Origin of the sequence: Streptomyces sp. NPDC044984, assembly GCF_040646935.1 — a bacterium.
Classification (GTDB): Bacteria; Actinomycetota; Actinomycetes; order Streptomycetales; family Streptomycetaceae; genus Streptomyces.
In genome coordinates, this window is the sequence record NZ_JBEZBE010000002.1 from 213,676 (window position 1) to 232,382 (window position 18,707).

Consider the following 18,707-nt stretch of genomic DNA (forward strand, 5'->3'; position numbering starts at 1 on the left):
CGACGACAACTGACCTCCCGTCCGACGTCATCCAGCCCTGGCAACCAGCGGCTTACCGGGATGACAAGAAACTTGCGAGTACCTCCAGGCGGATTTTCGGGGTGCACGAGGAGGTCAGAGAGTTGCTATCAGACGTATCCCAGGATGAGACGTCGGTCGACGCCGAATCCTCCGAGACCATTGTCGAAATATATCAGAAACATGGCGCAGACCTGCGGCGGTTCGCTCACCACAAGCTGGGCGGCGACTGGCATCGCGCCGAGGACCTGTTGCAGGAGGCGATGCTCCGGGCCTGGCTCCAGATGCGCAAAATGCCGGAACGAGAACTGCGCGTCAAACCATGGCTGAAGACCGTCATCAAGAACCTGGCCATAGACGATTTCCGGGCGCACGGGAGCCGCGTCGAAGCCGCGACCGACGTCGAGGCCGACGACAAGGAAGCGACCGACCACACCCGCTCCGTGCTCACCGAGCTCATCGTCCGGGACGCGATGAGAGATCTGAGTGACAACCACCGGCAAATCCTGCAGCGCGTCTACTTCCTCGACCTGAGCACCACCACGGTGGCGGAGGAACTGGGCATACCCAGTGGAACGGTCAAGTCACGTTCCTACCACGCGGTGAGGGCGTTGCGGTCGGCACTGGTGAATCGGGGCGTCACCCGGGACATGGCTGTGTGACACACCCGGCCCGTACGCGATCGCAGTACTCCTTCCACCACCCCTGTTCTCCACAGCGAAAGAAGCACATCACATGCCCGACGTCCCCTCCTCCTCCCCGCAGCCGTCTCGCAAGCCGCGGGTCGCCGTCGTGTTCGGCGGGCGCAGCTCCGAACACGGGATCTCCGTGGTCACCGCCGGCGCCGTCCTCGCCGCCATCGACCGGACCAAGTACGAGGTCCTGCCGATCGGCATCACGACGGACGGCCGGTGGGCCCTCACCGCCGACGAACCCGAACGCATGGCGATCACCGAGCGGCGCATCCCCACCGTGGAGCAGCTCGCCGACCCGGTCGTGGGCGCCGTGGTGCTCTCCGTCGACCCCGCCAACCGCGAGGTCGTCTACAGCGAACCGGGCTCGGTGCCCAAGGCGCTCGGCGAGGTCGACGTGGTCTTCCCGGTGCTGCACGGCCCCTACGGGGAGGACGGCACGCTCCAGGGCCTCCTGGAGCTCTCCGGCGTCCCCTACGTCGGCTCGGGTGTGCTCGCCTCGGCGGTCGGCCAGGACAAGGAGTACATGAAGCGGGTGTTCACCTCCTTCGGGCTGAAGGTCGGCCCGTACGTGGTGATCCGGCCCCGCGAGTGGGAGCAGGCCGCCCCGAACGGGGAGAAAGGCGCTGCCGCCCGCAAGAAGATCGTCGACTTCGCCGGCGAGCACGGCTGGCCGCTGTTCGTGAAGCCCGCCCGCGCGGGTTCGTCGATCGGCATCACCAAGGTGGACGGCCTCGACGGGCTCGACGAGGCGATCGTCGAGGCCCGCCGCCACGACCCGAAGATCCTGGTCGAGGCGGCGCTGACCGGCCGCGAGATCGAGTGCGGGGTGCTGGAGTTCGAGGACGGCCCGCGGGCCTCCGTACCCGCCGAGATCCCGCCGCCGAGCGCGCACGCGTACTACGACTTCGAGGCCAAGTACATCGACTCCACGCCCGGTCTGGTGCCCGCGCCGCTCACCGACGAGGAGACGGCGGAGGTCCAGCGGCTGGCGGTCGAGGCGTTCGAGGCGGCGTCCTGCGAGGGACTGGTGCGCGCGGACTTCTTCCTCACCGAGGACGGCGAGTTCGTGATCAACGAGATCAACACCATGCCTGGTTTCACGCCCGTCTCGATGTACCCGCAGATGTGGCAGGCCACCGGGATGAGCTACCCGGACCTGGTGGACCGGCTGCTGACGGCCGCGCTCGACCGGTCGACGGAACTGCGCTGACCCACTGGAACCGGCCGAACCGAGCCCATCACCAATGAACTCCCTCCTCACCGCCGCCCAGTACCCCCTGGACCTGGCCGGCATCTTCGCCTTCGCTCTGTCCGGTGCCTTTCTCGCCGTGCGCAAGGACTTCGACTTCTTCGGGACCCTGCTGCTCGCCGAGGCCGCCGGCACGGGCGGCGGGCTGTTCCGGGACCTGGTGCTGCGGCTGCCTCCGGCGGCGTTCACCGACACCGGATACTGCCTGGTGCCGCCGGTGGCCGCGGTCGTCGTGTTCGTCCTGCGGCCGACCCGGCGCCTGGTCTCCGCCTCCACCGTCTGCGACGCCGGCGCGTTGGGCATGTTCAGTGTGACCGGTACGGTCAAGGCACTCGAACACGGCTTCGCACCGCTCCCGGCCATCGCCCTGGGGGTGACGACCGCCGTGGGCGGCGGTCTGGCATGCGGCGTCCTTGCCGGGGAGATTCCCCCGGTACTCCGGTGGGACCAGGATCTCTACGTCCTCCCGGCACTCGTCGGCGCGGGTGGCACCGCTGCTCTTGACGCGGCCGGTCACCTGGACCTGTTCAGTGCCGGGTGCGTCGCCGCGCTCTCGTTCACCCTGCGCATCTCCGCGCTGCGCCGAGGGTGGCGGACGCCTCGCTCCGCTGTCTGGAAGCAACAAGGCGAGGCAGCGGACTCCGAAGCCGCCAACCCTCACCGATGGACATCACCGAACAGTTATTGAGCACGACCGTGCCTTCAAATACCGATGAGTGTCGCGGATTATCTCCATATATCCACCGAATAACACTCGACTTCTCTGTCCGAAGGCATCGACATGCCCATTGCCGAACTGACGGCCGCCCCGTCCCTCTCCCCGGACGAGGCCGGCGACACCATCACCTATCCAGTCGACGTCGTCCTCTCTCTGCAACGCGAGCGAACGGCCAACCTGCTGCGTACGCTGCGCAGTCAGCACGTGTTCCCGACGCTGATCCACGGCTGGGGCAGTGAGCAGGCGTACAGCACACTGCTGCACACCAGGCAGAGGTCGCTCACCGTTCTCGACGTTCCGGATGCCCGGTGGGACGCGACACTGGTCCAACGCGTACGCGCCCTCAGCAATCTCTCGGCGACGGTCGTCGTACTCACCCCCGAGGACGCGGACCCCGCCCCTCTGCTCCTGGCAGGCGCCGCCAACGTGGTCTCCCGCGACGCGTCTCCAAGGGAGTTGGCCACCCGGATCGCCGCTGAACGGCGCTGGCTCGACGACTCGCGGAGAGCCGACCGGGGTAGGCTGGTCCACACCCCGAGCAACCACCCGCTGCGACCGCGGCAGTCCTCGCAGGCGCTGTTGTTCGACATGCTGTGCTCCGCGGCACGCCCCTGGTGCTGTCATGAGCTGAGGCTCCTGCTCGGCACTGCGGACAGCCCCCTGAGCAGGCGAGCTCTGCAGGCCAGGATCGTCCGCCTTGACGAACGACTCAACTGCGCCGGCATGCACGTCGACTGCTCGACGCAGTGGGGACGTACCGTCCTGCTGGGCCTTACCGGCGGCCACAGTGGTGCTTGAGAGCGACCACCCGCGTCCGAGCGCCCATCTGCCGCCGCTGCGACACCGAGGGGTCACCGCCATCGAGTCACGGGGCCTCGTGCCCGCAAGGAACCGGAAGAGAATGCCGTCGCCACGACTCCCCATCAGACCCGTACAGCAGCCGGAGGCCGAGCCCGGACGACAACGGCTCAGCCAGGACCCCGCGCGTCCGGACACCGCACGAGTGGACGCCGCCCGGGCTTCCGTGGCACGGGCGGCCTTGCATCGGGCGGCAGCGGCTCATGCGGAGACTGTGACGGCGAAACCGCCGCATCCGTCCGACGAGTTGGTGTCCCCGCCGCCCGACGCGCCCATCGGGGAGCCGCCCACCGCGCGACGCGGGCGGGCCAGGGGCGCCCTCCGCTTGGCCGGCCTCGTGGTGTGCGCCGCCATCACCGGCGTGAGCCTGATGCCACGCGGGGAGGGCACCGAGCCGGTCGCTCCTAGCGGCACGGCGCCGCAGTCCGCCACCGGCCCGGCCGGGAGCGCGGCCCCTTCCGCTCGGACACCGGCTGAGCCATCGGCCGGGTCCTCGGTCTCCTCCGCGCCCTCCGCACGAGCGAGCACCTCCTTTTCCCCCACCGCGGTCCGCGCGCCGGACACCGAAGGCCCTGCCTCACCGACGGCTGCCTCCACCGGTGAGACCGACGGTGATCCGCTGATCTCGGGTGCCTCGGGCACGTGCCTGACCCGTACGGCCACGTTGACGGTAGCCGCCTGCGACGGCGCGTCCACGCAGCGCTGGTCGCTGAGCGGCCGCACTCTGCGCTCGGGCGACCAGTGTGCCCAGGTACCGGCTGGAACGGTGAGTGGCCGGACACCGCTCACCACCGCGCCGTGCGACGGCTCCACCAGCCAGCTTTTCCGTCTCTCCGGCCAGGCCCTGGTCGCCGTCGTACCGGGCCTGTGCCTCGATCTGTTCGGCGGCGCGGCGGGCAGCGAGGTCGTGTTCTGGGAGTGCAACGGCCGCGACAATCAGACGTGGGAGTCCGGCTAGGGGGTGTCCGCACAGTCGCGTCGTCCGCCCGGTGGGCGGGCCTCGCGGCGTCTGGTGCGCCCTCCCATGATTTCCAAGCCCCGCTCCCCGTCCGTTCTCGAACATCGGAGACCTGCTCATGCACTGCCCGGCACCGCCCGTCGATCCGGAGCTCGCCTCCATGGTCGGTCTCGGCGCTCCGTCCAGCACGTCCGCCCTCGAGGTTCTCAGGCGCGACGGAGCCTTCATCATCGAGGAGCGTCAGGCGTCCGTCCAGGGCCCGGCCCCCGACGTCCCGGTACTGGTGTGCCGGCCGAGGGAAGCCATCGGCCGTCTGCCGGTGCTTCTTCTCCCGCACGGCGGCGGCATGGACCTCGGTTCCCCGCGTCAGAATCTCGGCTATTACCTTCATGTGGCCCGAGAGCTGAACGCCGCGGTCGTGGCCATCGAGTGCCGGGCCGCACCGGAGGGTCTCTGCCCGGTCGCGGCGGACGACTGCCTGACGGTGGTGACCTGGCTGGGCGCTTGCGCTCAGGACCTGGCTGTCCATGCCGAGCGCGTCGTGCTGATCGGTTCCGGCGGCGCCGGCGCGTTGGCCGGGGGCCTGGCACTGCGGCTGCGCGACCGACTCGACCTGCGGCCCCTCGGACAGGTACTGCTCTCTCCGCTGCTCCACGACCGTACCGTCCCTCCGCCGGACGCTCGGCCCGCTCACCCAGGTGGCTGGACGGCGAGGACGATCGAAACCGCCTGGACCCACCTCCTCGGCGACCACCGCGGCACCTCGGACGTCACCCCCTATGCCGCCCCGGGACGCGCCGATGACCTCTCCGACTTGCCACCGACCTATCTGGAGGTCGGTGCGCTCGACATCCTCCGCGACGAAGTCGTCAGCTACGCCCACCGCATGTGGGCGACAGGTGGCGACGCCGAGCTGCACATCTGGTCCGGCGCATTCCACGGGTTCGACTTCCTCGCCCCCGCCGCTGCGGTCTCCCGGCAGGCCCGTGCCGCCCGGCTCGACTGGCTGCGGCGCATCCTGATCAGGCGCTGACCCGCATCGACGCGTCATCTCGACAGGCTCGTCGGGTTCTTCTCCGGGTCCGCCGGCGGCCGGGCTCCCGTCCGGTGCGGCCCGCTCGGTGATCCGCGTGGCCGCACCGTGCCGGGTGCGGGCGGGACCCGTCGTCGACTGTTACGAGGGCGCTCTCCCGAACGCTGCTCGCCGCGGCCCGACGGCACCCTCCACGCCGCGGGCGACCGGACCCGCCGGGCCCCCGTTGCACAAGGCCAAGACCCGTCCCGGGCTACTGCCGATCCGGTCGGACAGGGGGTGTGCGAGAGCGCGCGGGTCCGCGTACCGCTCACCGAGGCCGGCCACCGGGTCACCACCACCTTCACCCCGCACGCCACCCTGGTTCCGGACCAGGAGTGGTCGCTCGGCCAGCCTCTGCCGCTGCCTCCGGCCTGGGCACCGTGCGCGGTGGAGGTCGTTCCTGCCCGCGGGACCGCCCGCCGCCCCCGGCCGTCCGCGGTTTTCCGCCACTGCGCCGAGTCCGGGGTGCGGGACACGCTCCGCGATCCGCGAAGTGAGGTGCGCCGCGCGAGGGACACCTCACCGCATGCGGTGGTCACGGTGCACGAGACCGTACTGCGTCAGGCGGCAGCGGAGTGTCACAGCCCGCCGAGGGGCAGCATGACCAGCGCGTAGGCGAGGAACGAGAAGGCCACGGCAGCACCCAGCGTCAGGGCGCGCTCCTTGTGCGTACGCGCCATGGACAGCGAGAGCAGGACGGAGCAGGCGAAGCACGCCCACGCCTGCGGGGCGTAATGGAGGATCCAGGCGTAGTGCAGGCCCTCCATTCCGAACAGTCCGGCGAAAGCGGCCAGTCCGGCGACGCGGCGCGCGGGGTTCAGGCCGTTTCGCCACCAGTGGCCCGCGGCGCCGAACAACGGCCCCGCCACACAGGCCATGCCCAGCCAGAGGAGCGGCCAGTAGAGGGCACCCATCCCGTCCCGCCCGTACCCGTACTCCGCGTAGCCGTAGTACCCGACGACCAAGCTGATCTCCGCGGCCAGGCCACCGATCACGGCTCGCACCACGGAGGCTCGCCGGTACAGCAGCGCTCCGGTGGCGAACGCGGCGGCGGACCAGACCGCACCGGAGTTGGCGATCTGATTCCAGGATCCCGGGAGCCACCCCTGGGCCAGGTTGGTGAACACGCCCAGCAGCAAACCGCCGGCGACCGCCGGCACGATGCCACTCTCACCCCTCACACGTGTCTTCCCCTTCGCCGTGGTCGCTTGATCGGTGGCGGTGGTGGTCATGAGATCCCCTCCATGGTCGTGATCCAGAACTCGTCGGACTATACACAGTGCGTATACGCGGAATGTATAGGCGCCTTGCGCTGTCGCAAGACGCCGTGCCGGAACGAACGGTTGACCAGGCCGACAGCCTGGTACCGGCTTCATCGGTAGGTTCTCAACCCGCGTGGGCACAGATGCGGACATGAGCAGCGGTTGAACACAACTTGGCATGGCGGCAGGCCACTTCTCGGGCCGACACTGACCACGCCACGTCACATGCTCCCGGACCCGGCGGCCACCCCGACACGTGAGGGCGGCCCGTGGAAGTCCCGCTCCCCGGAGAGCAGCGCCGTTGCCAAGAACCGCTTGGAGACCTCAGCCTTGCTCACTCCCGTATCCCTTCTCCGTCCGCACGTGGGCGACGGCCGTCTGCCCGTGGCCGTCCACTCGGCCGACGCCCTGTCCGGCGTCGGGGTCACTCGTCAACTCGAACGGCATCCAGCCGTGCGACTGGTCGACCACGCCTCCGCCGTCCCCGGCACTGTCGCTGTCTTCGTCTCCGACACCCTGGACGAGACCACCTCGGTGCGACTGCACCGACATGGCCGGACAACAGGCGCCTGCTCGGTACTGGTGGTACGGCACCTGAGCGACTCCGAGTTGCTGACGGCCGTCGCCGCCCGGGTACGAGTGGTCCTCCGGCATCACGAGATCTCCACCGAGCGTCTGTACCAAGCCGTCCTGACGGTCTCTCACGGCCACGGTGACCTACCGCCCGACCTCTTGGGCAGGATGCTGGAGTTGAGCGCTGCCCTGAACCGGTCCGGTCCCGGTGTCACCACCGTCCGGCCGGACGCGCCGTCACCGTGGGAAGTCACCGTGCTTCGACTGCTGGCGGACGGTTTCGACACCGAGGAGATAGCGGGAGCCATCGGCTGTTCCACCAGAACGGTGAAGAAGGGCATCAGCACCCTCCTCGACAGACTCGGCCTGCGCAACCGCGCCCACGCGGTGGCCTACGCGTGGCGCGAGGGCTTGATCTGACGGCGTGCGTAGCGAAACGCCGCGCCTCACAGTGTGAGGCGCGGCGTCGCCACGGTACCCGACCGGCTCAGACGAGCTTGGCCGAGAGGGTGATGGACGTGCCCGACAGTGCCTGGCTGACAGGGCAGTTGGCCTTGGCCTCCTCCGCCGCGGCGGCGAAGACGTCGTCGTCGACACCCGCGACGGTGCCTTCCACCGTGAGGTGCACGCCAGTGATGCCTTCGCCCGGCTGGAAGGTGACATCGGCCGAGGTGACGAGCCGGGTGGGCGCGGTCCCCGCCTCGGTCAGGGCGTGCGAGAGCGCCATCGAGAAGCAGCTCGAGTGGGCGGCTGCGATCAGTTCCTCGGGGCTCGTCCTGCCCTGCGACTCCTCGGCCCGCGAGGGCCACGTCACCGGCTGCCGGCCGGTGCCCGAGGAGTCGAAGGCCACGACTCCGGTGCCTTCGGTGAGGTTCCCGTCCCACACGGTGTGGGCGGAACGCGTGGTTGCCATGCTGCTTCCTTCGTGTCGTGTGACGCGTTCATCGGCCGGCACAGTCGCTGTCCGGCGGACACCGCCAACGTACGCACCGCTCGCGGGAGTCGGGCGCCGTGATCGGTGAACGAGCCACTTCCGACCAGCAAGTGAGCAGCTCTCACGCCCCGTCCGGTCTCCTTTCCCGCACACCCCGGCCGCTGGACGGGGACGACGCCGCACGGAACCGAGGATGAGGGAAGACGCCCGGACCTCGACCGGTGCGTCGGAACTACAGAAGGAACGGACAAGACGATGCATCTGGTCATGGTGGTCATGGCAATCCTGCTGTGCGCGGTGTACGTGGCAGCGGGCACGGCGAAGGTCGCGGGAGCCGCGGTGATGCGAGCGGACGCGGAGCGGCTGGGGCTCACGGTCCGGGGCCAGCAGGGCATCGGAGTGCTGGAGATCCTCGGCGGCGCCGGACTGGTACTCGGCGTGTGGTACCCACCACTGACGACCGGTGCGGCGATCGGCATCATCCTGCTGATGGCCGGCGCGCTCATCTATCACCGGCGGGCCGGCGATCCGATCGGCACAGCGATGCCCGCGTTCACCCTCGGTCTGGCGGTGGCACTCACCGCGGCACTCGACCTGGCCGGCCGCTGAGACGGTCAGGCCCGGCCGGGCACGCACCCCACCTCACGCCGCCGCGCCGCCGTCCTGGTGTCATGCGGCGCTTCGGGGTCCCGTGCCGAAGACACCGCGGATCCACACTTCCGCGAGCGCGGCCGCTCGCTGCCCGTCGGACACCCTCGGTTCCATGCCGAGGAGCGCGGCATAGAGGTTGCGCTCGCTCATCCAGACCAGGGTGGTGGCCAGTGTCGCCGCGTCGGTGCCGCCGGGGGCACGCCCAGTGGCACGCTCCTGCTCGATCCACGCGGTGGCCGGCTCGATGAAGAGTCCGAGCAGCTCGGTGTACACCTCACGCAGCTCCGCGTCGGACGCCATGGCGTCCGACGCGGCGACCACCACGGCGGAGTGCTCGCGCCACAGCGCCAGGATCTCCGAGTAGTTCTGCTCGAACGTGCGCTGGGGGTCCGGATCGGTTTCGGTGGTACCGAATCCGCGCAGGGCGATCTCGAGCTTGTCGTGCATGACGCGCTCCAGCAGGGCAGCCAGGAGCGAGTACTTGGTACCGAAGTAGAAGTAGAAGGTGGGTCGCGAGATACCCGCTCTGGCGGCGACCTCTCCGACGGACACCTCCGTGAACGGCTTCTCCGCGAGCAGCGCCTCGGCCGCGCTGAGCAGGGCCTCCAGACGTACGTCACCGCGGGGGGCGGGCCGGTTCCAGCTACGGACGGCAGCCTGGGGCGGCTTCCGCGCCGACGTCTCCGGACGCTGTACCACTGTGCGTGTCCCTTCCCTCCTGCGGCTCTCGCCCGGTTCGAGGCGACCACCGCGGCCGTGTCCGGCCCGCGGCCAGCCCATCGTAGTTCGGCACCTCGTCGGCCATGGGGCCCCGCCACGACGCGGGGCCAGGCCGAGGACGCCGCGGCCAACACCTGTCGATTTACCCAACAAGTGTTGAGTTACGCTGACACCCGTTGCTTCCGCCCGCTCGACGGTCGGGAGCGCCATCACACCCACCTGCCCCCAGAGAGGCCTTGCCATGGCCACCATCCTGATCACCGGAGCATCCGACGGACTCGGCCGAGCGCTGGCCGAAGACCTCGCCCGGGACGGACACCACCTACTGCTGCACGGACGGGACATGGCGCGGCTCGCCGAGGTGGCCAGGGTCACAAACGGCGACACCTTCATCGCCGATCTGGCCTCCCTGTCCGCCACCCGGCGTCTCGCGGCCGAGATCACGGCCCGGTACGACCATCTGGACGTCCTCGTGAACAACGCGGGGGTGGGATTCCGCGTCGGCAGTACCGACAGGGAGCTCTCCGCCGACGGACACGAGCTGCGTCTCGCGGTGAACTACCTGGCCCCGGTCCTGCTCACGCAGGAGTTGCTCCCCCTGCTGCGGGCGGCGGCCGCCGCCCGCGTCGTCAACGTGGCCTCGGTCGGCCAGCAGCTGTTCGACTTCGACGACCCGCAGCACGAACGCGACTTCAGTCAGGCGCACGCCTACTGCCGTTCCAAGCTGGCCCTCATCAGTCACTCGGTGGACCTCGCCCACCGACTGGAGAACACCGGCATCACGGTCAACGCCGTCCACCCCGCGACGTTCATGGCGACGACGATGACCAAGGACTCCGGTATGCCGGCCGACGAACCACTGGAGAAGGGTGTCGCGGCCACCCGCCGTCTGGTGGACGATCCCGGTCTGGCAGGGGTGACCGGTGCCTACTTCCACAGCTTCGACCGGTCCGCCCCCTCGGAGCCGGACGCCCTCTCCCCCGAGTACCTTCACCGCCTGGCAGCGGTGACACAGCGGCTCCTGGCCGCCGCGAACACCTGACACGCGCAAGAACCGTACGAAGCGACCCACCCACCACATTGGAGTACGTTCATGGCCCACACCTACGTCAGCACGGTCGTTCCCGCCACCGCCGACGCCGTCTGGCACGTCGTCCGCCCCTTCGACGGTCTGCCTCTCTGGCACCCGGCGATCGCTTCGAGTGTCTTGGAGGAAGGCGGCCCGGCCTCGGTCGGGGCGCTTCGGCGACTGCGGTTCTCCGGTGGCGACACCGAGGTCCTGGAGCGTCTGACCGTCCTCGACGACGCCCGGCGCACCTTCACCTACGAACTGGTGGAGCACCCTTTCCCGGTCCGCCGCAGCGTCTCCACGCTGCGTGTGCTGCCCGTGGTGGACACGGGCGAGGCGTTCGTCGAGTGGTGGGCGGAGTCGGAGGAGGACGCGGAGGACGCAGCCGGCGTCCAGGCGCTGGTCGAGGAGCTCTACGGCAGCGGTCTGTCCGCGCTGCGCCGGCGCTTCACCGGCGACGGCCCCCTCCCGGACTCCGTCGCCGGCTGAGCCGCGACCTCCCTCCTGAGGAGGAGGCAGCAGGGAGGAGGGACAGTGCGTCGCCTCCACCCCACGTACAGCGGCCCGAAACCGCAGTCCCTCTACTGTTGCACCATGACAGCGATCAGGTCCCTGGCCGGGCATGGCATACCGCCTGCGGTGACCGACACGGGATTGGCCGTTCTGGTGTTCGGCAGCTGCCTGGCGCTGCCCCAGATCGTCCCGGCGGACGGCCAGGCACTACGCACACCTGACACCTGGTGGTTCGGCCTCGTGCTGCTGACGGCTGTGGGGTTCGCCGCGCACCGCCGAACCCCACTGGCCAGTCTGCTGATCACGGCCTCGGCCGCGACTGTGCTGCAAGGGCTCTCCTACGTGCCGCAGGTGGTCGGAGAGCAAGGCATGTCGATCGGCCCGACCAACCTGGCGGTCGCCACGGCCGTGTTCCTCACCGCCGTGCGTCGGGGACCCTGGCTCACGACCGCCGTCGCCGGTGTGTTCATTCCGCTCTACTCACTCACCGAAGCACTGCTCGCACCCCTGGGGCACCGGTTGGCCGCGCTCGCGACCGTGGCCGTCCTCCTGCTGGCGGCCTGGGCCTTCGGTCGCCTCGCGAAAGCCCGTGCGGCGATCCGGGACGAGGCCGTGGAACGCGCGGCCGCCCTGGAACGTGAGCACACGGCCAACGCGCGGGCGGCGGTGATGCACGAACGGGCGCGCATCGCCCGCGAGCTGCACGACATCGTCGCGCACAACGTGAGCCTCATGGTCGTGCAGACCATCGCCGCCGACCGGGTGCAGGACCGTACTCCCGAGAAGGCCCACGAGCTGCACGCGGCGGTGGAACAGACCGGCCGGGACACCGTGACCGAGCTGCGCCGGCTGCTGGACGTGTTGCGCACGGAGGAAGAGGAGGACCGAGCCGATCCCTCCAAGGAGCCGCCGCAGCCGACCGTCGACGCCGTGCCCTCGCTGGTCGACTCGGTGCGAGCCACCGGTCTGGACGTCGACTTCGCCGTGTCGGGCAGACCGCTCGCCCTGCCGGCCGGTACGCACCTGACGGCCTACCGCATCGTCCAGGAAGCGCTGACCAACACCCTGAAGCATGCCGGGCCGACCCTGGTCCGGGTGCACCTCGCCTGGAGTGATCAGCCGGCGCGGCTCACCATCCGCATCTGCGACGACGGACCCGCCCACCCAGCACCTGTGGCACGGAACGCCGCGGTGGTCGGCCACGGCACCGGTCACGGCCTGGTGGGAATGCGTGAGCGGATCGGCGCGGTGGGCGGAACGCTGCACACGGGTCCACGACCCGGCGGCGGTTACTGTGTGCACGCCGTGCTGGATCTGACGTGATCCGACCGACGGCGCACTGAGACGAGGGAACCAAGACCTATGCGGCGCATCAGCGTACTGCTGGCCGACGACCAGCCCATGATCCGGACGGGATTCCGGCTCATCCTGGAGTCCGAGGATGACATCGAGGTGGTGGCGGAGGCGTCCGACGGCCAAGAGGCCGTCAAGGAGGCCGAGCGCCTGTCTCCCGACGTCGTCCTCATGGACATCCGGATGCCCCACATGGACGGGGTGGAAGCCACTGAGCTGATCGTCCGCAACAACCCGTCCAGCCGCGTCATCATCCTCACCACCTTCGACCTGGACGCGCACGTCGTGGACGCGCTGAGGTCCGGAGCGAGCGGCTTCCTGGTGAAGGACGGGCCGGCGGACTCCCTGATCGAGGCGATCCGCACGGTGTCGACCGGTGACGCGGTCCTCGCGCCCCGTGTCACCCGGCGGCTGCTGGACCGCTTCGCCGGTATGCCGTCGCAGACCACTCCCTTGCCGCCGCCTCGCCTGGACGCGCTCACGGCACGCGAACTGGACGTTCTGCGCACACTGGCGCGAGGACTGTCGAACGCCGAGATCGGGCGGGAGCTCGGGATCGGCGAGACCACGGTGAAAACGCATGTCGCGCACATCCTGGACAAGTACCGGCTGCGCGACCGGGTGCAGGCCGTGGTGCTCGCTTACGACTGTGGTCTTGTGACCCCCGGCACCGCGTCGTCGTACGACGCCGGCTGACGAAGTCCGCGAGGGCCAGCCGCCCGCCGGGTGCGCAGTTGCCGGCGCACCCGGCCGAAGTCCGTCGTGTCAGTCGGGCAGGTGTCCCTGTGTCTCCCACAGCCAGACCCGCTCCCGTACTTCGTCGATGGCTCGTGTCAGGTAACGGCGGTAGGTACTGAACGCCATGTTGAGCCGGCGTGCCACAGCCTCCTGCGTGAGCGACGACTGGAAGGTCATCGTCAGTACGGAGTGCAGGTGCCGGGTGCGGGGATTGACCTGGAGCCGCTGGACGGCCTTGTTGAGCACCTCTTGGAGGGCCGCCACGGCCTCGGGTCCGTCATCGGCCGCGATGATCCGGAACTTCAGCAGTGGGCTGACGGCGAGCGCGTCGGGGTCGAGCCAGTTCCGCAGCGCTTCCCGGACGGCCGCGTCGGCCTCCTCACGTGTCAGGGCGACAGTGACGCCCTTGGGCTCCTCCGCGGGCTTGCCCGGAGGCCCGCTCAGCAGGCGGACGTCGATGCCCTCGGCCCACTCGTCGACCCGCACGGCACGCCAGTCATGGCAGAACAGTCCCGGTGTCCGCTCCGGCCGGCCCGGCGGCTGGAACATGTCCATGTAGGTCATCAGCGGCTCCCAGAAGCCGGGGTCCGCCATCACCACACACGACCACGCGCAGTGCCTCGCCCGCAGGAGTTCGGCGACGATGCGCATGTGCACCAGGTCCCAGGCCCGGGACGGGCGGTGCGGAGTGTGCCGGTGCACCATGAACCTGGCGACACCGAGGTGTTCCCCGTGGCGGACAGGGGCCATGTCGTTGACGGCGTCCCAGGCCGCCGCGACGACGGGATCGGCCCGGCGCACGTCTTCGTCGGGCCACTCGACGCGGAGCCACACCATGAAGCCCAGCAGCTCGTTGGAACTGTAGCGGCGGTGCACCCTGAAGGACTCGGGCTGCTTCGCAAGCCAGTACTCGACGACGGCCGCGCTCTCCTCGCCTTCGACCTCGCGCGTCATGCGCACCAGCTCGGCGGCGTCCTCCGGGCGCGCCGTGTCCTCGTAAGCGCCCCCCTCATCACGGCTGCCGTGGAACTTCCTGATCCACGGGGCCCTGGAGATGATGTAGTTGTAGGCGCCGGCGGCCCTCAGTGCCTCCCGCTCGGGCGCGTTGCGAATACGCTCGACGAGGTGACGGCGGATGGCCCGGTGCATCGTCATGTACCGGTCCGGGTCCCGCCAGCGGAAGTCGCTGTCCAACGAGTCGCGGATGACGTCGTGCGGGTACACACCGAACCGGCCGGAGCGGACGAAGGGGAGCTGCCGCAACCATGCGAACAGCTGGGTGGCGTCCTCTTCCGGGAGCACCACCCTCAGCAGGTCCTCCGTCGTGTCCAGCGCGTGGCCGCAGACTTCGAGGGCGCGGCGGTGCGCGGGAGAGGGCAGCTCTCCGACGAGGTGGGACAGCAGTTGTTCGATGACCGTGCGGGACGGCACCCAGACCGTGTCGTCCGTGTTGCCGTGAGCGGCGACCTCGGCCGCCAGCCGCAGAGCCAGCGGATTGCCTCCCGCGAAACCGAGGAGGTCCCCGTGCGCGGTCGGGTCGGCGCCCTGTCCTGCCAGGAGTGCCGCCGCCTGGTCCCCGTCGAGTTCCGGCAGCGGAACGACCCGCATCAGTTCACGCCATCCGAGATCGGCGCGCCACAAGGGATCGGGGGGCAGCCGGCCAGCGAGGACCACGAGGACACCGGTGGGCAACCGGGGAAGGAACCGGTTGCGTACCCACTCCTCCATGTCACGGCAGCGCTCGAAGCTGTCCACCAGCAGTACACAGTCGTCCTGGAACAGGGCACCGGCCGCCGCCTGTTCGAAGGCGGTCGGAGAAGGGTAGATCGTGCGGCTGTCGACGGACACGACAGGCCTGCCCACACCGCGGGCTTCGACCGCGTACCGCTGGAGCAGCGCGCTCTTGCCGATACCGCCGGGTCCGTGCACGACAATGACCGACGGTGCGGACGGCTCTGCCCTCAGGGCCTGGCGGAAGAGTTCGATCTCTTCCTCACGGCCGACGAAGTTGTGCATCCTCGCCGTAGCGAGCCTGTCGGCGAACCGGCCGCGCCGGTCCGGAGCATGCGGGCGAGAAGTCTCGCCGGCGGAGCGGGAGGCGGAGTCTTCCGTCGCCATTCCGTTCCTGTCCTTCCTCACTGTGCACCGCGCTGGGCCAAGTCACCCTGTACGGCTCGGTGTCTGCGTGCGCGCCTGGAGAACGGCCGTCCGGACGGGCAGCCGACCCGCGGGCCGACATGTTTCGACTTCACGTGTCACCAATTCCCCATGACTCACCGCGAGCTGGGCAGCACGCGGCTTGTGTCACGCGACGTGACCGACCGGACTTCGTCGGCACCGTCACGCCGAACGTCCGCGCTCTGCCCGCATGCACGGCGCCCAGCCGCACCCCGAGGCACAATCGCGTCGTATAGATCGATCACTTTATAGGAGGAAGGACATCACCCTTCCTTGGTCTCGATGTGCTTCCGAGCACTGTGTGCCTGCCGTCCGCGACCCGTCGACCACGAAACCTTTCGATCACCGTCAGTAGCCGTCCAGAGATGGGGTCCTTGCGGCAGGGAGCTCGTTTCGGCAGATGGAGGGGGCTCGAACACTCCGGATGCCCACTGGGGGATCAGCCGTCCCGGTGCGCCGGGAGCAGGGCCGCAGGAGGAGCACCGGGACGAGCACGAGAGGCGAAGTGCCCGCAATCTTCTGTTTGCGACGTCCACGCCAGGTGATGCTCATGATCACGCCAACTTCTGCTCACTGTTGCTCACCCGGCGACCGGACACACATCACAGCGGAACCTCAGGGAGCGGGCACGCCCTGCACGCCGTCATCCCTGAAGCAAGGCGGCGCCACGCCGCGATCACCGAACTCTGCCCACAGAATGATCATTCGGTGTTCATCTCGGTACGGGTGTGTTGCCGGACTCATACCATCCGGAGGTGCAACAGATGGAGAGCGCCAACAGCACCGATTTCCTGGCGGCCACATCCGTCGTCAGACGGACGGACACGCCAGGGACTTTCGACAGTCACCTTCCACCGGTGTGGGACACCACCGAGGGCATCGACGGGGGAATTCTGCTGGCGGTCGCCGCCCGCGCGACAGCGGCGGCGACGGCGGTACGCGCGGACCGCTTCTTCCCCAGCTCCATCAGTGCCTCCTTCCTCACCGCCTCGCGACCGGGTCCGGTCCGCGCGCGCATCGAGGTCATCCAACGCGGCAGCCGTTTCACCACCAGCCAGGTCTCGCTGACCCAGAAGACGGAGGACGACCGTGAGATCGAGCGGCTGCGCGCCCTCGTCTCGCACGGAACCCTCAACTCCCAGACGGCCGTCGATGCTCCACTGCCGCCGGTCATCACCCCGCCCTCGGCCTGCATCCGCCGCGATGACGCCCCGGGAGAAGCGGCGAAACGCCTCGATCATCTGGCCGGTATGGACATACGGCTGGCACCTGAGTCCGCCGGCTGGGCCTTCGGCACCCCCTCCCGCACCGGACACTTCGACGGCTGGTTCCGACTGGCCAACGGCCGCGAACCGGATCCCTTGGCGCTCTTGGCCGCCGTACACGCGCTTCCTCCCATCTCCTTCGCCTTCGGCCGTGTCGGGTGGCTGCCGACCGTCCAGCTCACGGCCCACATCCGCGGCTGTCCCGCTCCCGGCTGGTTGCAGGTACGCACGAGCTCCAAGGCACTGAGGGACGATCACGTCATCGAGGACGCCGAGGTCTGGGACTCGTCCGGCGACCTGGTCCTGCAGTCGCGTCAGTTCGCCGCCTCCGTGTGAACGACCTGGACCACACGTCTTGCTGCCGCATCGTCTAGGAGGCGTCGGTCGGGGCGGTCGGCCACGCTGCCGACGGTGTTCCCTGTCGGCACTGCCGACGGATGTCACCAACCGGACCCGGGGCCGGTGTCCGTCCTTGCTGGGCCGTGTACGGGCTGTGGCCCACGGCTTCGCACGACGTCGTCTTCGGCGAACCTCTCAGCGGCGCAGTGGCGGTCGTTGGCGGAAGTGAGCACCTCTGAGCGGCCCGCAACCGCGTTTCCGGCGATCACGACCCGCAAGATGGAATGACGGGGTCCGGCCACGGCCACCCGGCCCGCGACGGCCGGACCTTCGCGGGCACTGCCGCGTCTTCACCGTGGCACGTTTCATGTCGGCCCGACGATCGCTCTGTTCGAAGGTGTTCCATGCGCATTCTGTTCTCCGGTACTCCGGCCTACGGCCATCTGCTGCCGCTGCTTCCCCTGGAGAGGGCCGCCCGCCGGGCCGGTCACACCACCGCGTTCCTGACGCACGCGTCGCTGGAGTCCGTCGTGGCTCCCGCGCCCGTCGTTCCGGCCGGTGCCACGCTGGAGGCGACCTTGCTGGAGTTCGCGCAGCGGACCGGCAAGGACGCCACCACCGACATGTCTCCGGCGACCGCCGGCGAGTTCTTCGGTGGTACCCGGGTCGACCTGGGCGCCGACGAGGCGCTGTCGGCGGCCCGCGCGTTCGCCCCCGACCTGGTGGTCGCCGAGACGGCGGACTTCCTCGGTCCGCTGGTCGCTTCCGAACTGGGCGTGGAGTGGGCGTCGCACGGTGTGGGCATCGCGCTGGAGGCCCCCCTGGCCGAGGCGATGCGGGCGACGGCCGTGGCCCGAGCGGCGGAGCGGGGCATCTCCTTGACCCAGCCCTTCGCCTCGGTGGACCCCTGGCCCGCCTGCCTCCAGCGCGACGACTGGAAGCCGTCCGCGGACCGCGTCACGATCCGGCCCGAGGCGCACGAGGCCGAGGCGGGCCCGGAGTGGCACCGGCCGGTCTTCCCCGGCCGCGAGCACCTGCCCCGGGTGCTGGTGACCCTGGGCACCATCATCGACGACTCCGACGCTCTCGTGAAGATCGTCGCGTCACTCGCCGGCCAGGACGTCAACGTGGTGGTCGCCCTCCCGCCGTCGGCCGAGGGGGAGACGCTTCCGGTGGAGGGCGCGGGTGTCCACGTGACCGGCTTCGTGCCGATGAGTCTCCTGCTGCAGGACGTGGACGTGGTCGTCTCCTCCGGTGGCGCCGGCACGGTGCTGTCGGTGCTCGGCTCCGGCGTCCCGATGGTGATCTGGCCCCTGGGCCTGGACAAGCCCCTGAACGCGGAGCGCACCGCGGCTCTCGGGGCCGCCGAGGTCATCGGCGCGGCGGACGAGGCTGGTGGTGCTGTCACGCGGGTGCTGGCACAGCCGTCCTACCGGACGGCCGCCCGGGACGCGGCGGCGCAGATCGCGGCCATGACCCCGGCCGAGGAGGTCCTGGCCCTGCTGACCGGTCGACGGGACCGCTGACGCACGCGGAACAGG

The 18,707-nt window shown here is 69.7% G+C and carries 18 protein-coding genes; 14 read left to right on the forward strand and 4 right to left on the reverse strand.

Annotated features, from left to right (window positions below; genetic code table 11):
• The first annotated feature begins 101 nt into the window (after positions 1–101).
• From AB0A94_RS03140 to AB0A94_RS03165, 6 genes are all read left to right on the forward strand, one after another.
• Entirely contained in the window at positions 102–680 is a 579-nt protein-coding gene (locus AB0A94_RS03140) for a sigma-70 family RNA polymerase sigma factor (protein ID WP_361737973.1), read from the forward strand.
• Positions 681–753: 73 nt separating this feature from the next.
• The gene (locus AB0A94_RS03145; protein ID WP_361737976.1) at positions 754–1,923 is read left to right on the forward strand and encodes a D-alanine--D-alanine ligase family protein; all 1,170 of its coding nucleotides are present in this window, start codon (positions 754–756) and stop codon (positions 1,921–1,923) included.
• Positions 1,924–1,957: 34 nt separating this feature from the next.
• Positions 1,958–2,650: a TRIC cation channel family protein gene (locus AB0A94_RS03150; RefSeq protein ID WP_361737979.1), complete on the forward strand. Its 693-nt coding sequence runs from the start codon at positions 1,958–1,960 to the stop codon at positions 2,648–2,650.
• Between the two features lie 93 nt (positions 2,651–2,743).
• Entirely contained in the window at positions 2,744–3,478 is a 735-nt protein-coding gene (locus tag AB0A94_RS03155; RefSeq protein ID WP_361737982.1) for a hypothetical protein, read from the forward strand.
• A 430-nt stretch (positions 3,479–3,908) separates the two neighbouring features.
• Complete coding sequence (locus AB0A94_RS03160) at positions 3,909–4,496, forward strand: ricin-type beta-trefoil lectin domain protein (RefSeq protein ID WP_361738458.1); 588 nt, start codon at positions 3,909–3,911, stop codon at positions 4,494–4,496.
• Positions 4,497–4,614: 118 nt separating this feature from the next.
• Entirely contained in the window at positions 4,615–5,529 is a 915-nt protein-coding gene (locus AB0A94_RS03165) for an alpha/beta hydrolase (protein WP_361737984.1), read from the forward strand.
• 620 nt (positions 5,530–6,149) lie between these two features.
• On the opposite strand, the gene AB0A94_RS03170 is transcribed toward AB0A94_RS03165, so the two are convergent.
• On the reverse strand, positions 6,150–6,752 hold the full coding sequence (locus tag AB0A94_RS03170) for a DUF6518 family protein (RefSeq protein ID WP_361737986.1): 603 nt from the start codon (positions 6,750–6,752) through the stop codon (positions 6,150–6,152).
• Between the two features lie 444 nt (positions 6,753–7,196).
• On the opposite strand from AB0A94_RS03170, the gene AB0A94_RS03175 reads away from it, so the two are divergent.
• Positions 7,197–7,826, forward strand: coding sequence for a LuxR C-terminal-related transcriptional regulator (locus tag AB0A94_RS03175; protein ID WP_361737989.1), 630 nt, complete (start codon positions 7,197–7,199; stop codon positions 7,824–7,826).
• Between the two features lie 67 nt (positions 7,827–7,893).
• Here AB0A94_RS03175 and AB0A94_RS03180 read toward each other — a convergent pair whose 3' ends face one another.
• Positions 7,894–8,319 carry an OsmC family peroxiredoxin gene (locus AB0A94_RS03180; protein WP_361737992.1) on the reverse strand — a complete coding sequence of 142 codons (426 nt, stop codon included), beginning with the start codon at positions 8,317–8,319 and terminating at the stop codon, positions 7,894–7,896.
• Between the two features lie 276 nt (positions 8,320–8,595).
• Here AB0A94_RS03180 and AB0A94_RS03185 point away from each other — a divergent pair, with 276 nt between their 5' ends.
• Positions 8,596–8,949, forward strand: a complete 354-nt coding sequence (locus AB0A94_RS03185; protein ID WP_361737995.1) for a DoxX family protein — start codon at positions 8,596–8,598, stop codon at positions 8,947–8,949.
• Positions 8,950–9,009: 60 nt separating this feature from the next.
• On the opposite strand, the gene AB0A94_RS03190 is transcribed toward AB0A94_RS03185, so the two are convergent.
• A complete protein-coding gene (locus tag AB0A94_RS03190; protein WP_361737997.1) occupies positions 9,010–9,690 on the reverse strand; it encodes a TetR/AcrR family transcriptional regulator in 681 nt (226 codons plus the stop codon).
• Positions 9,691–9,952: 262 nt separating this feature from the next.
• Here AB0A94_RS03190 and AB0A94_RS03195 point away from each other — a divergent pair, with 262 nt between their 5' ends.
• The 4 genes from AB0A94_RS03195 (at position 9,953) to AB0A94_RS03210 (ending at position 13,342) form a co-directional block, all read left to right on the forward strand.
• On the forward strand, positions 9,953–10,753 hold the full coding sequence (locus AB0A94_RS03195; RefSeq protein ID WP_361738000.1) for an SDR family NAD(P)-dependent oxidoreductase: 801 nt from the start codon (positions 9,953–9,955) through the stop codon (positions 10,751–10,753).
• Positions 10,754–10,804: 51 nt separating this feature from the next.
• Positions 10,805–11,269: an SRPBCC family protein gene (locus AB0A94_RS03200; protein ID WP_361738003.1), complete on the forward strand. Its 465-nt coding sequence runs from the start codon at positions 10,805–10,807 to the stop codon at positions 11,267–11,269.
• A 105-nt stretch (positions 11,270–11,374) separates the two neighbouring features.
• Complete coding sequence (locus AB0A94_RS03205; RefSeq protein WP_361738006.1) at positions 11,375–12,616, forward strand: sensor histidine kinase; 1,242 nt, start codon at positions 11,375–11,377, stop codon at positions 12,614–12,616.
• A 39-nt stretch (positions 12,617–12,655) separates the two neighbouring features.
• On the forward strand, positions 12,656–13,342 hold the full coding sequence (locus AB0A94_RS03210) for a response regulator transcription factor (RefSeq protein ID WP_361738010.1): 687 nt from the start codon (positions 12,656–12,658) through the stop codon (positions 13,340–13,342).
• Between the two features lie 69 nt (positions 13,343–13,411).
• On the opposite strand, the gene AB0A94_RS03215 is transcribed toward AB0A94_RS03210, so the two are convergent.
• Positions 13,412–15,502, reverse strand: coding sequence for an AAA family ATPase (locus tag AB0A94_RS03215; protein ID WP_361738013.1), 2,091 nt, complete (start codon positions 15,500–15,502; stop codon positions 13,412–13,414).
• A 917-nt stretch (positions 15,503–16,419) separates the two neighbouring features.
• Between AB0A94_RS03215 and AB0A94_RS03220 the strand changes: the two genes are divergently transcribed.
• Complete coding sequence (locus AB0A94_RS03220; protein WP_361738016.1) at positions 16,420–17,163, forward strand: thioesterase family protein; 744 nt, start codon at positions 16,420–16,422, stop codon at positions 17,161–17,163.
• A gap of 407 nt (positions 17,164–17,570) precedes the next feature.
• On the forward strand, positions 17,571–18,692 hold the full coding sequence (locus AB0A94_RS03225) for a glycosyltransferase (protein ID WP_361738019.1): 1,122 nt from the start codon (positions 17,571–17,573) through the stop codon (positions 18,690–18,692).
• The last annotated feature ends 15 nt before the right edge of the window (positions 18,693–18,707 follow it).

Coding starts and splice junctions, on each gene's coding strand:
- AB0A94_RS03210 (WP_361738010.1), top strand. CDS start 12,656: ATGCGGCGCATCAGCGTACTGCTGGCCGACGACCAGCCCATGATCCGG.
- AB0A94_RS03150 (WP_361737979.1), top strand. CDS start 1,958: ATGAACTCCCTCCTCACCGCCGCCCAGTACCCCCTGGACCTGGCCGGC.
- AB0A94_RS03160 (WP_361738458.1), top strand. CDS start 3,909: ATGCCACGCGGGGAGGGCACCGAGCCGGTCGCTCCTAGCGGCACGGCG.
- AB0A94_RS03165 (WP_361737984.1), top strand. CDS start 4,615: ATGCACTGCCCGGCACCGCCCGTCGATCCGGAGCTCGCCTCCATGGTC.
- AB0A94_RS03200 (WP_361738003.1), top strand. CDS start 10,805: ATGGCCCACACCTACGTCAGCACGGTCGTTCCCGCCACCGCCGACGCC.
- AB0A94_RS03215 (WP_361738013.1), bottom strand. CDS start 15,502: ATGGCGACGGAAGACTCCGCCTCCCGCTCCGCCGGCGAGACTTCTCGC.
- AB0A94_RS03180 (WP_361737992.1), bottom strand. CDS start 8,319: ATGGCAACCACGCGTTCCGCCCACACCGTGTGGGACGGGAACCTCACC.
- AB0A94_RS03145 (WP_361737976.1), top strand. CDS start 754: ATGCCCGACGTCCCCTCCTCCTCCCCGCAGCCGTCTCGCAAGCCGCGG.
- AB0A94_RS03185 (WP_361737995.1), top strand. CDS start 8,596: ATGCATCTGGTCATGGTGGTCATGGCAATCCTGCTGTGCGCGGTGTAC.
- AB0A94_RS03205 (WP_361738006.1), top strand. CDS start 11,375: ATGACAGCGATCAGGTCCCTGGCCGGGCATGGCATACCGCCTGCGGTG.
- AB0A94_RS03155 (WP_361737982.1), top strand. CDS start 2,744: ATGCCCATTGCCGAACTGACGGCCGCCCCGTCCCTCTCCCCGGACGAG.
- AB0A94_RS03225 (WP_361738019.1), top strand. CDS start 17,571: ATGCGCATTCTGTTCTCCGGTACTCCGGCCTACGGCCATCTGCTGCCG.
- AB0A94_RS03195 (WP_361738000.1), top strand. CDS start 9,953: ATGGCCACCATCCTGATCACCGGAGCATCCGACGGACTCGGCCGAGCG.